Here is a 12,411-nt window from a genome sequence, read left to right on the forward strand (position 1 = left end):
GAAATATCATGAAAAAAATCGTTAAATATTCATCACTTGCTGCCCTAGGGCTTGTTGCCGTAGGTGTACTAGCAGCTTGTTCAGGCGGTGAGAAGAAAGATGCAGCATCTGGTGAAGCAACAACTGCTAAGAAAGAAATCATCGTAGCAACTAACGGATCGCCAAAACCATTTATCTATGAAGAAAATGGTGAATTGACGGGTTACGAGATTGAAGTGGTTCGTGCTATCTTTAAAGACTCAGATAAGTATACTGTCAAGTTTGAAAAAACAGAATGGTCAGGTGTCTTTGCAGGGCTTGACGCAGACCGTTATCAAATGGCTGTGAACAATCTTAGTTATACTAAAGAACGTGCAGAGAAATATCTCTATGCAGCACCGATTGCCCAAAACCCTAATGTCCTTGTAGTGAGGAAAGATGACAACAGCATCAAATCTCTCGATGATATCGGTGGAAAATCGACAGAGATTGTTCAAGCTACTACATCTGCTAAACAGTTGGAAGAATACAACAAACAACACCCAGATAACCCAACTATCCTTAACTATACCAAGGCAGATTTCCAACAAATCATGGTACGTTTGAGCGATGGACAATTTGACTATAAGATTTTTGACAAAATCGGTGTAGAGACAGTTATCAAAAACCAAGGTTTGGATAACTTGAAAGTCATCGAACTTCCAAGCGACCAACAACCATACGTATACCCACTTCTTGCCAAAGGTCAAGATGAGTTGAAGGCATTTGTGGATAAACGCATCCAAGAACTATACAAAGACGGAACCCTTGAAAAATTATCTCAACAGTTCTTTGGTGGTTCTTACCTCCCAGCAGAAGCTGATATTAAATAGTGTTAACATATCTCTGTCCAAGGCAGGGATATTTTTTGAAAACATAGTAAAAAGCCTTCAAGAATAGCCGGCTATCTTTTGACAGCGATTTCTTATTGCGATATAATAGTAGAAAATATATTTAAAGGAGTTATTATGAAATACAAAAAAATTATTTCGTCACTATCTCTAGCAACTGCCCTTTTGGCAGTAACGACTCTCAATCAAGAAGTTCAAGCTAATGAGGCACCAGTAGACACTAAAGAAAAAGCAGTTGTAAATCCATCCGTTTCTGAAAATCAAATTACAGAAGCACAGAAGGAAGTTAAAAAGGCTCAAGAAAACCTTGATGCCAAAGCAGCAAAAGATGCAGAGGCTAAGAAGCAAGAGGCTAAGGCTGATCAAAAAGTAGCTGAAACTAAAGATGCTATCAAGGTTTCTAAAAACGCTGATGCTATCGCAGAAGAGCAAGGCAAGGTTGTAGCTGAGAAGGGTACTGAAAAATCAGAAGCTGAAAAAGCATTATCAGAGGCTCAGTCAACAGATGCTGAAGCACAAGAAGCAGCAAAAGTAGCCAAGGAAGCCAGCCAATCTGCCAATGAAAAGCGTGACGCTAAAGCAGCAGAGGTAAAAGAAAAACAAGCTGAACTAGATGGTATGACGGATGCAGGTATCCAAACTCAAATCTCTAAAACAGAGAAAGAGATTGGAGTTGCAGATCAAGTCCTTCAAGCAGAGACTAAAAAAGCGAACGAGGCTGCAGATAAGGTAGCTGCTAAACAACAAGAGCTCGACAATTACAAACCAACAGTTTTGAAAAATGTCTTGAATCCAGAAGAACAGGGTCATACAGCCCCAGCATCTGAGGATGATTATGACTATAACAAAAAATATCGCCCTAGAGACGCCGCAGGTAACTATGAAATGGAAAATGTTGCCTTCCAAGGTGTTCGTGAGGTCGAAATTGAAGCAACTGAAGAAATGAAACGCTTTACCAAGGCGCTGGCTGATTATAATGCAAACCCTTATGATGCGGTCAATCGCAAAAATAAACCAAGACCAGTTTATAAATTTGTTGTGGATAACCACAAATTAACAGAAGCTTTCCTTGAGCTAGTTAATGAACTCCGTCGTGCGAATGGAGTTACAAGAGACTTTGTCCTTGACGAAACTTACCTTAAAAATGCAGAGGCTCGTGCGAATGAAATGGCTAACAATGGGATTCTAAACCATGATACCAAAATACCACACCCAGATGGAGAAGATTTTTTTGCAGAAAATGTTGGAAGATTAGATCTACAACCTAGAACCGATGGCGGACCAAAATTGGTGGAAAATAAAAATGGTCAGACAGTTTATTATTATGATAAGATAATAAGCTATAAAGAATTTGCTTATGAATATCTCTTGGATTGGTATTCAGACTTTCATAATATCTTTGGAAGAAACTATGGACACCGTAGAGTTCTTCTTGTACCCGTTGGAGGGAGAGCAGGGATAGCCCAGGGAACTGTCGAAGGGAAAGATCCTAATAGCGTTTATCATGCATTTGAGACTGTTCCATATGGAGACGAAACCGCAGCCGAATACAAATCTCACTACGATAACTTTAAAGAAGATGATCCATTACATCCGACATTCTATGGTAAACGGATGAAGTTCTTGCCAGAACATCACTTTGTGTATGTTGAAAAAACAGTGATTGATAAATCAGGTGATATTAAGGCAGCACTTGCATCCTTACAAGCAGCAAAAGCTGAGCAAGATGCACGAAAATCTGAAGCTGAAAATAAAAAATCAGACTTGTTGGCACGCTTGGCTGAATTAAATAAACAAGCAAATAATTTAGAAAATAGTCGTGAACAAGCTAAAAAGGATCTAGATCAAGCGAAATCTGATTTGGCATCTTTGACTGCTGATGCGCAAGCGAAATCTGAATTAGCTGCTGCAAAAGCACAAGCAGCGGACAAGGCAAGTCAAACCCTAAAAGCCTTGCAAGCTAAGGTAACAGAGTTGACTGCGGTCGTTAACAAAGCAGAGGCTAAACGTACAGAAGCTTTGGCATTGAAGGGTCAATTGGCAAGCTTGGAAGCAACTTTGAAACAAGCTGAAGCTGAAAAAGCAACTGCACACAAAGTTGCTGAGCAAGCAGAGCTTGAAATGAGAGTTGCTCAAAAAGCTTTGGCAGAAGCTAAATCTAAACAAGAAGGTTTGTTAGCTGCGCTTGAAGCTGAAAATATGTTGAAAGTGTTTGAAAAAAATGGAGTCTTGGTTGGCTTGCCAAAAGATTCTCCAATTCAGGAACAACTCCCAGAATTTGATATTCGCACTCTCGAACAAGCAACTGCAAAACCTCAAGGTCTAGCAACTGCTAAGCCAGGAAAAAAAGAAGTGGTAGTTCCAAAAGCAGATGGCAAAGGCTTGCCAAACACAGGAACTAACTCAAGTGTGGAAAGCCAAATGGCCTTGTTGGGTGGATTCAGCTTGCTCGCTAGTCTCGGCTTAGCAGGCATCGCGACACGACGCAGAAGACAAGGCAAATAATTCTTAAAAGGCTATCTAGCGAGCAGCTAGATGGCTTTTTTGTGTGGAGGAGAAGTAAATATGATTTAATATTCGCTTAATATGTATAGTTTCAAACTATATGTCTGTCTATCTAATAACAATTTGCGAAATCAAACAAAGTATGAGATACTATTACGGTATTATTTTTAAAGGAGAAAGAATCATGAAAATCAAAAAATGGTTAAGCGTAGCAGCGATTGCTACAGTAGCAGGCCTTACACTTGCAGCTTGCGGAAATTCAGACAAGAAAGCAGACAATACAACTACAGTTAAAATCGCAACTGTAAACCGTAGTGGTTCAGAAGCAGCACGTTGGGATAAAATCCAAGAATTAGTTGAAAAAGACGGAATTAAATTGGAATTCACAGAGTTTACAGACTACTCACAACCAAACAAAGCAACTGCTGATGGTGAAGTAGACTTGAACGCTTTCCAACACTACAATTTCTTGAACAACTGGAACAAAGAAAACGGTAAAGATCTTGTAGCGATTGCAGATACTTATATCTCACCAATCCGCCTTTACTCAGGTTTAAACGGAAGTGAAAACAAGTACACTAAAGTCGAAGACATCCCAGCAAACGGTGAAATCGCAGTACCTAACGATGCTACAAACGAAAGCCGTGCCCTTTACTTGCTTCAATCAGCTGGTTTGATTAAATTGGATGTTTCAGGAACTGCACTTGCTACAATCGCAAACATCACAGAAAATCCAAAGAACTTGAAAATCACTGAATTGGACGCTAGCCAAACAGCTCGTTCATTGACATCAGTTGATGCGGCTGTTGTAAACAACTCTTTTGTTACAGAAGCAAAATTGGACTACAAGAAAGCACTCTTTAAAGAGCAAGCTGACGAAAACTCAAAACAATGGTATAACATCATCGTTGCGAAAAAAGATTGGGAATCATCACCTAAAGCTGATGCAATCAAGAAAATTATCGCAGCTTACCACACTGACGAAGTGAAAAAAGTCATCGAAGAAACTTCAGACGGCTTGGATCAACCAGTTTGGTAATAAACATAGGGAGGTGGGAGATATTTTTTCCACCTCTTGCTTTTGTATAAAGTCTTAATTATGAAGACGAGTTTGTAGTTGTCCCAAGGATACTAGTCCTCGGTAGAAAGGTAGAGAGAAAATGGTTTTTTCTAGCCCACAAGAACAAATTGATAAATTTGAAAAGGATCATGTAGCCCAGCATTACTTTGAAGTTTTGCGGACTCTGATTTCTAAGAAATCAGTTTTTGCTCAGCAAGTTGGTCTTAAAGAAGTTGCTCGTTATCTGGGAGAGATTTTCAAGCGTGTAGGGGCTGAAGTCGAGATTGATGAGAGCTACACGGCACCTTTTGTCATGGCGCATTTCAAGAGTTCACGACCAGATGCCAAGACTATCATTTTCTACAACCACTATGATACGGTGCCAGCAGATGGTGACCAAGTCTGGACAGAGGATCCTTTCACGCTTTCTGTTCGCGATGGTATTATGTACGGACGAGGGGTCGATGATGATAAGGGGCATATCACTGCACGACTCAGTGCGCTGAGAAAATATATGCAAGATCATGACGATCTCCCTGTTAACATCAGCTTCATCATGGAAGGGGCAGAGGAATCAGCCTCTGTTGATTTGGATAAATATCTAGAAAAGCACGCTGATAAGCTCCGAGGTGCAGATTTATTAGTCTGGGAACAAGGAACCAAAAATGCCTTAGAGCAGTTAGAAATCTCAGGTGGAAATAAAGGAATTGTAACCTTTGATGCCAAGATCAAGAGTGCCGATGTGGATATCCACTCTAGCTATGGAGGAGTCATCGAGTCGGCTCCATGGTATCTAATCCAAGCTTTGACTAGTCTTCGCGCTGCGGATGGCCGTATTTTGGTAGAAGGTTTGTACGATGATGTGCAGGAGCCGAACGAACGCGAGTTGGCCTTGGTTGAAACCTATGCTCAACGTAATCCAGAGGAAATCAGCCAGATTTATGGTTTGGAATTACCACTGTTACAAGAGGAACGTACCGCTTTTCTAAAACGATTTTTCTTTGAACCAGCTCTCAATATCGAAGGAATCCAATCAGGATATCAAGGACAAGGAGTCAAAACGATTTTGCCTGCAGAAGCTAGTGCCAAGCTAGAAGTTCGCTTGGTTCCTGGTCTAGAACCTCATGATGTTTTGGAGAAAATCCGAAAACAACTAGACAAAAACGGCTTTAATAAGGTAGAATTGTACTATACTTTGGGTGAGATGAGCTATCGAAGTGATATGAGCGCACCAGCCATTCTCAATGTCATTGAGCTGGCCAAGAAATTCTATCCACAGGGCGTATCTGTTTTGCCGACAACGGCTGGGACAGGTCCTATGCATACAGTATTCGATGCCTTGGAAGTACCTATGGTCGCTTTTGGTCTAGGAAATGCCAACAGCCGAGACCACGGTGGAGATGAAAACGTGCGAATCGCAGACTATTACACCCATATTGAATTAGTAGAGGAGCTGATTAGAAGCTATGAGTAGAGATATTATCAAGTTAGATCAAATCGATGTGACTTTTCATCAAAAGAAAAGAACCATCACAGCGGTCAAGGATGTGACCATTCACATCCAAGAAGGGGATATCTACGGAATCGTTGGATATTCTGGAGCAGGGAAATCAACCTTGGTTCGTGTTATCAACCTTTTGCAAAAACCATCTGCAGGTAGAATTACCATTGATGATGATGTGATTTTTGATGGAAAAGAAACTTTAACTGCTGAGCAATTACGTCGCAAACGTCAAGATATTGGGATGATTTTCCAGCATTTCAACCTGATGAGTCAAAAAACGGCCGAGGAAAATGTAGCCTTTGCTCTCAAACACTCTGGACTCAGCAAGGAAGAAAAGAAGGCTAAAGTAGCTAAACTACTTGACTTGGTTGGTCTTGCAGACCGTGCTGAAAGCTACCCTTCACAACTTTCTGGTGGGCAAAAACAACGTGTAGCTATTGCGCGTGCCTTGGCCAACGATCCGAAAATTTTGATTTCAGACGAGTCAACGTCGGCTCTTGATCCGAAGACAACCAAGCAGATTTTAGCTTTGCTTAAAGATTTAAATCAAAAATTAGGCTTGACCATTGTCTTAATCACGCACGAAATGCAAATTGTCAAAGACATTGCGAACCGTGTAGCGGTGATGCAGGATGGGCGTCTGATTGAAGAAGGTAGCGTGCTTGAGATCTTCTCAGACCCCAAACAACCGTTGACGCAAGACTTCATCTCGACAGCTACCGGAATTGATGAAGCCATGGGCAAAATCGAGCAGCAGGAAATTGTGGAACACCTATCTGAGAATAGCCTCTTGGTGCAACTCAAGTATGCCGGAGCTTCTACAGATGAGCCACTTTTGAATGAATTATACAAACATTATCAAGTCACAGCCAATATCCTTTATGGAAACATTGAAATTTTGGATGGTACTCCGGTAGGTGAGCTTGTGGTTGTCTTATCTGGAGAAAAAGAAGCCTTGGCAAGCGCTCAAGAGGCCATCCGTCAGGCTGGTGTGCAACTAAAAGTATTGAAGGGAGGACAGTAAGATGGCAGAATTAATTAAATCTTACTTACCAAACGTCTACAAGATGGGTTGGTCTGGTCAAGCTGGCTGGGGAACAGCAATCTACTTGACCCTTTATATGACGGTTCTTTCCTTTATCATCGGAGGTTTCCTAGGGCTGGTTGCAGGGCTTTTCCTTGTCTTGACAGCGCCAGGTGGTGTCTTGGAGAATAAGGTTGTCTTCTGGATTTTGGATAAGATTACCTCTATTTTCCGTGCGGTGCCATTTATCATTCTCTTGGCTGTCTTGTCACCCTTCTCTCATCTCATCGTAGGGACAAGTATCGGACCAAATGCGGCTATCGTACCGCTATCTTTTGCAGTCTTTGCCTTCTTTGCCCGTCAGGTGCAGGTGGTTTTGGCAGAGCTGGATAGCGGGGTGATTGAGGCTGCTCAAGCCAGTGGAGCTACATTCTGGGACATTGTAGGAGTTTACTTATCAGAAGGTCTACCAGACTTGATTCGTGTGACAACTGTGACCTTGATCTCACTAGTCGGTGAAACAGCTATGGCGGGAGCAGTCGGAGCAGGTGGTATCGGTAACGTGGCGATTGCCTATGGATTTAACCGCTACAATCACGATGTGACAGTCCTTGCGACGCTCATCATTATCCTGATTATCTTTTCTATCCAATTCTTGGGAGACTTCTTGACCAAGAAATTAAGTCATAAATAAAAAAGAGCCAAAGGCTCTTTTTATGATGCTTTATGAAGTAATTTTTTACTCAATGCTTGTCCAATCAGTGCGCCAAGCAAAGCACCGATAAGGACGCTTGCGATAAAGAGTAGGATATTACCAGGATTTGGTGCAACCATGATGCGATTGATATAGTCCTGAGATTTTCCACGAGCGACTAGAGTTGCGATATAGGCTTGAGGGGTCAACCACATGAGTAGGATAGGACCAGTAGTACCAAAAGCAAAAACTAGGAAAGAAAGAAGATTCTTGACCTTATCTTTATAGTGACCTAAGTGAGCGATACCATCTGCTGCAAGACCGCAGATAATTCCTGGGAGAAAGGCTCCAGCGCCATGCTTGCTCCCGAGGAAAAAGAGAGAAATAACGAGTCCAATCGTAGTAATCGCTCCAAAACGAGGAACCTTTGTTAAAAGGATCATATAGACGCTACCGCCCACAAGGGCAGCAAAGGCAGGGGCGTAAAACATATTTCCAGTGTGATCGACAAGGCTCCCTAGTAGAACACCCACTCCGATACAGAGAAAGTAGGCAAGAGCGGCTACAAGGGTTGTCAAGATATTCTTTTTCATAAGTTCTCCTTCGTATATCTGATGTTATTCATTGTATCATGCCTGACTCAGATTGTAAATGCTAGTTGAAATCAGCTATTTGGGAGAAAATGATGAAAATTGTGCATGGCTAAAGCTATTTCTTTACTCCTCTCACTGTCCCAATCCCTTCATTTATGGTAAAATAGGACTATTAAGTTAGAAAGAGGATTCCCTATGAAATTACAAAAACCAAAAGGAACGCAGGATATTTTACCTGCTGAGTCTGCCAAATGGCAGTACGTTGAAGGCTTTGCCCGTGAAATTTTCAAACGCTACAACTATGCAGAAGTGCGCACCCCTATTTTTGAACACTACGAAGTCATCAGTCGTTCTGTCGGGGATACAACGGATATCGTAACCAAGGAAATGTACGATTTTTACGACAAGGGAGACCGTCATATTACCCTTCGTCCAGAAGGAACTGCTCCAGTTGTTCGTTCTTATGTAGAAAACAAACTCTTTGCACCAGAAGTTCAAAAACCAAGCAAGTTCTACTACATGGGGCCAATGTTCCGTTATGAGCGTCCACAGGCAGGTCGATTACGTCAATTCCACCAGATTGGTGTGGAGTGCTTTGGCTCTAGCAATCCAGCTACCGATGTAGAAACAATCGCTATGGCAGCTCACTTCTTGAAAGCAATCGGGATTCAAGGTGTCAAACTACACCTCAACACACTCGGAAATCCTGAGAGTCGTGCGGCCTACCGTCAAGCCTTGATTGACTACTTAACTCCACTCAAAGATAGTTTGTCTAAGGATAGCCAACGTCGTTTGGAGGAAAATCCTCTTCGTGTCTTGGACTCGAAGGAAAAAGAAGACAAGGTAGCAGTAGAGAATGCACCATCTATTTTGGATTACCTAGATGAAGAAAGCCAAACTCACTTTGATGCTGTTCGTCAGATGTTGGAAAGCCTTGGAGTAGACTACATCATCGATACCAATATGGTGCGTGGTCTGGACTACTACAACCACACCATTTTTGAGTTTATCACAGAAATCGAGGGCAATGACTTGACAGTCTGTGCAGGTGGTCGCTACGATGGCTTAGTTGCTTACTTCGGTGGTCCTGAAACTGCTGGATTTGGTTTTGGACTTGGTGTAGAGCGTCTTCTTCTAGTCCTCGAAAAACAAGGTGTAGCACTTCCTATTGAAAACGCACTAGACGTCTATATTGCTGTTCTAGGTGAAGGTGCTAATCTCAAAGCCTTGGAGTTAGTACAAGCTCTTCGTCAGCAAGGTTTCAAGGCAGAGCGTGATTACCTCAACCGCAAGCTCAAAGCTCAGTTCAAGTCAGCAGATGTTTTTGGAGCTAAGACTCTTATCACTCTGGGAGAGAGTGAAGTCGAAAGCGGACAAGTCAAGGTTAAGAACAACCAAACTCGAGAAGAAGTAGAAGTTTCACTTGATGCTATCTGTCAAAATTTCTCAGAAATCTTTGAAAAACTAGGATATTAATAGTAGCATAATGAGCCGGGAGAAAATCCTGGCTTTTTGAAGTATTAGTTTCCCATGGGATTGGTATGTAATAGAGATATACAAGTAAAAAATGGTTGGCTTGCCTCTATAAAATCCGATGCTTTAAGCCAAATAAATGGTGTCAGAGGATAAATATTATACCAAAAACCGAATGTTCTCCTGAAATTAGTTAGAAATTCTTGAAATATATCCGAAAAAATGCTATGATATCCTTGATAAAACAAAGGAGCAAATATAAATATGAAAAGAAATGCAATGCGCCTGTTAGCATTTTTAGGTGTTCTTGTACTATCTTTGACTGTTCTTACAACAGTTTTTGCTACAGATGTAAAAGATTATACAAATAAATCGACAATCACTCTTAATGGGCAACCTTTAACAGCCGACACCCAAATTCTTACGGGTAAAGTCATGGAAGCGACCAATAACATTTCTTTCCCAGATACTCAACAAATTAACGAAGGCGATGTACTGGTGCTTGACCTTCCTAAAGAGTTGGGTTTGATTACTAAACTAGAGTTTCCAATTACACATAGTAGTGGTGAAGTTATTGGTAATGCAGTGACTGATCCAAGTACTCAAAAAGTAACGATTACATTTACAGATTATTTTTCTAAGAATTACAAAGATAAAGTTATGACTTTGAAATATTCTGTTCGCCCAAATACAACAAACTTAACGGATACAGGTAAATACACTTTTAAATACGGCACTGAAACCTTCACGCTTAACTATAAGAAGGATGATAGTGAGGTTGGTGATTACGAAATGAAATATGGATACCAAGACCAATCTAATCCTAACCGTATCAAGTGGCGTGTTGTTTTGAATGCTGTTCAGGATAAATTGAATAACATGGTTATTAAAGATGACTTTAGTGATAGCGGACAAGTTTTGGTAGAAGGCTCACTCCGTGCGGTTCGTTATGCAACTCAACCAGAGAAAATTCAAAATGAAGCGGCGCTTCTTAAATTGGAACCGACTGATAACTTTACTAAAAAAGCAGAGTTCACTAGAAATGCTGATGGTAAAATCACAGGATTTACCATCAACTTTGGAGATAACTGGAACTGGGCGATGTACATTGAGTATACAACTGAATTGACCTCACCACTTCCTAAAGGTGCTAAAGTTGCTAATGACATTGAATGGTCAGCAAGTAACTTTGAAAAACCCCGTTCAGTTAATGCTTTAACACGACTAGAAGCAGCTTCAGGTACAGGTAGTGGAGATCAGACAACAACTGAAGCTCCAACAACGACTTCAACGACAACTGAAGCTCCAACAACGACTTCAACGACAACTGAAGCTCCAACAACGACTTCAACAACAACTGAAGCCCCAACAACGACTTCAACGACAACTGAAGCTCCAACAACGACTTCAACGACAACTGAAGCCCCAACAACGACTTCAACAACAACTGAAGCTCCAACAACGACTTCAACGACAACCGAAACACCAACTACAGTTTCAACAACAGAAGGATCTCAGAAAACTACTGAAAATAATCCAAAACGAGGAAATGAACTTCCTAAAACGGGTGAAAATATAGGGACAGGTTTAGTCCTTGTGGGTATCCTTATTCTAGCAGGAACTCTTGTATTGAAACGGAAATATTCTAACAATTAATAAATGTTTTTAGAGAGGAGAGAGCACGGTTCTCTCCTTTTTTAAAAGTAAATAGTAATGGAGCATATAGATGAAACTATCAATTCTTATTACTCTTTTAAACGAAGAATTAGTTCTAGCTCAAACGCATAAAGCCATTTCTGAGCAGTTAGATAGTATGATTTTATCGGAAGAACTGTCTGATTATGAAATTCTTTATGTAGATGACGGGAGCAGCGATAGCACTCTAGAGCTAATTGATGCTATTGCGAATGAAAACCCACGGGTCAAATATATCAGCTTTAGTAGAAACTTTGGACGTGAGAGTGGAATTCTTGCTGGTTTTAAGTATGCTACTGGTGACGCAGTCATGGTGATGGATGGAGATTTGCAACATCCGCCTTACCTAATCCCTCTCTTTGTAGAAGCATATAAGGAAGGTTACGATATCGTCAGTGGTCAGAGAAGTCGAGAAGGGGAATTTTTCCTAGGAAGTTTCTTTGCTCGTAGTTTTTATAAATTCTCCAACCATTCTATGGATGTCAAATTGACCGACGGGAAGTCTGAGTTGCGTCTCCTCAGCAAGAGAGCTGTAGATGTATTTGTTTCACTTCCAGAGTACAATCGATTTAATAAAGGGCTCTATGAGTGGATTGGTTTTAAAGAGAAGGTCATCCCTTATAAAAATGAAGTTCGTAAAGCAGGAAAAAGTAAATTCGGCTTTAAGAAGTCTATGAACTATGCTTTCCAGGGGATTATTTCATTTAATGATCGCCCGCTCCGAATTTGTATCCAATTTGGTTTTGTCAGTATGGCTCTGTCTCTCCTCTATATTGTTTATGAGTTTTGCAAATTTATCTTTTCTTCCGACTATACGAGTGGCTATTTCACGACAATAGCGGCGATTATCTTGTTTAGCAGTGTGCAGCTGATTTTCATCGGTGTGCTTGGAGAGTATATCGGGAAGATTTACTACGAAGTGAAGCAACGTCCTCACTTTATTATTGCGAAAAGTAATATTGACCAAGCTGAAAAAGATAAGATTGGTTAAGAT

The 12,411-nt window shown here is 41.0% G+C and carries 10 protein-coding genes; 9 read left to right on the forward strand and 1 reads right to left on the reverse strand.

Annotated features, from left to right (window positions below):
- Positions 1-8: 8 nt before the first annotated feature.
- From ACVC7R_RS03985 to ACVC7R_RS04010, 6 genes are all read left to right on the forward strand, one after another.
- Positions 9-851, forward strand: coding sequence for an amino acid ABC transporter substrate-binding protein (locus ACVC7R_RS03985; RefSeq protein WP_447263642.1), 843 nt, complete (start codon positions 9-11; stop codon positions 849-851).
- A gap of 135 nt (positions 852-986) precedes the next feature.
- Entirely contained in the window at positions 987-3,374 is a 2,388-nt protein-coding gene (locus ACVC7R_RS03990; RefSeq protein WP_447263643.1) for a hypothetical protein, read from the forward strand.
- Between the two features lie 184 nt (positions 3,375-3,558).
- Positions 3,559-4,413, forward strand: a complete 855-nt coding sequence (locus tag ACVC7R_RS03995; protein WP_447263644.1) for a MetQ/NlpA family ABC transporter substrate-binding protein — start codon at positions 3,559-3,561, stop codon at positions 4,411-4,413.
- Positions 4,414-4,534: 121 nt separating this feature from the next.
- Positions 4,535-5,908: a M20 family metallopeptidase gene (locus ACVC7R_RS04000; protein WP_447263645.1), complete on the forward strand. Its 1,374-nt coding sequence runs from the start codon at positions 4,535-4,537 to the stop codon at positions 5,906-5,908.
- Positions 5,901-6,962, forward strand: coding sequence for a methionine ABC transporter ATP-binding protein (locus ACVC7R_RS04005; protein ID WP_447263646.1), 1,062 nt, complete (start codon positions 5,901-5,903; stop codon positions 6,960-6,962). Before ACVC7R_RS04000 ends, ACVC7R_RS04005 begins: the two co-directional genes overlap by 8 nt.
- Position 6,963: 1 nt before the next feature.
- A complete protein-coding gene (locus ACVC7R_RS04010; protein ID WP_447263647.1) occupies positions 6,964-7,656 on the forward strand; it encodes a methionine ABC transporter permease in 693 nt (230 codons plus the stop codon).
- Positions 7,657-7,676: 20 nt separating this feature from the next.
- Here ACVC7R_RS04010 and ACVC7R_RS04015 read toward each other — a convergent pair whose 3' ends face one another.
- Complete coding sequence (locus tag ACVC7R_RS04015) at positions 7,677-8,249, reverse strand: MptD family putative ECF transporter S component (RefSeq protein WP_447263648.1); 573 nt, start codon at positions 8,247-8,249, stop codon at positions 7,677-7,679.
- Positions 8,250-8,444: 195 nt separating this feature from the next.
- Here ACVC7R_RS04015 and hisS point away from each other — a divergent pair, with 195 nt between their 5' ends.
- From hisS to pgfS, 3 genes are all read left to right on the forward strand, one after another.
- Positions 8,445-9,725, forward strand: coding sequence for a histidine--tRNA ligase (gene hisS / locus ACVC7R_RS04020; protein WP_447263649.1), 1,281 nt, complete (start codon positions 8,445-8,447; stop codon positions 9,723-9,725).
- 261 nt (positions 9,726-9,986) lie between these two features.
- On the forward strand, positions 9,987-11,378 hold the full coding sequence (locus ACVC7R_RS04025; protein WP_447263650.1) for an Ig-like domain-containing protein: 1,392 nt from the start codon (positions 9,987-9,989) through the stop codon (positions 11,376-11,378).
- A gap of 70 nt (positions 11,379-11,448) precedes the next feature.
- Complete coding sequence (gene pgfS, locus ACVC7R_RS04030) at positions 11,449-12,408, forward strand: glycosyltransferase PgfS (RefSeq protein ID WP_447263651.1); 960 nt, start codon at positions 11,449-11,451, stop codon at positions 12,406-12,408.
- Positions 12,409-12,411: the final 3 nt, after the last annotated feature.

Source organism: Streptococcus sp. Z554 (assembly GCF_053010305.1).

What these genes read in the sequence shown, in the direction of transcription:
- ACVC7R_RS04005 (WP_447263646.1), top strand. Translation starts at nt 5,901, where the DNA reads ATGAGTAGAGATATTATCAAGTTAGATCAAATCGATGTGACTTTTCAT.
- ACVC7R_RS03995 (WP_447263644.1), top strand. Translation starts at nt 3,559, where the DNA reads ATGAAAATCAAAAAATGGTTAAGCGTAGCAGCGATTGCTACAGTAGCA.
- ACVC7R_RS04000 (WP_447263645.1), top strand. Translation starts at nt 4,535, where the DNA reads ATGGTTTTTTCTAGCCCACAAGAACAAATTGATAAATTTGAAAAGGAT.
- ACVC7R_RS03985 (WP_447263642.1), top strand. Translation starts at nt 9, where the DNA reads ATGAAAAAAATCGTTAAATATTCATCACTTGCTGCCCTAGGGCTTGTT.
- ACVC7R_RS03990 (WP_447263643.1), top strand. Translation starts at nt 987, where the DNA reads ATGAAATACAAAAAAATTATTTCGTCACTATCTCTAGCAACTGCCCTT.
- pgfS (WP_447263651.1), top strand. Translation starts at nt 11,449, where the DNA reads ATGAAACTATCAATTCTTATTACTCTTTTAAACGAAGAATTAGTTCTA.
- ACVC7R_RS04015 (WP_447263648.1), bottom strand. Translation starts at nt 8,249, where the DNA reads ATGAAAAAGAATATCTTGACAACCCTTGTAGCCGCTCTTGCCTACTTT.
- hisS (WP_447263649.1), top strand. Translation starts at nt 8,445, where the DNA reads ATGAAATTACAAAAACCAAAAGGAACGCAGGATATTTTACCTGCTGAG.
- ACVC7R_RS04025 (WP_447263650.1), top strand. Translation starts at nt 9,987, where the DNA reads ATGAAAAGAAATGCAATGCGCCTGTTAGCATTTTTAGGTGTTCTTGTA.
- ACVC7R_RS04010 (WP_447263647.1), top strand. Translation starts at nt 6,964, where the DNA reads ATGGCAGAATTAATTAAATCTTACTTACCAAACGTCTACAAGATGGGT.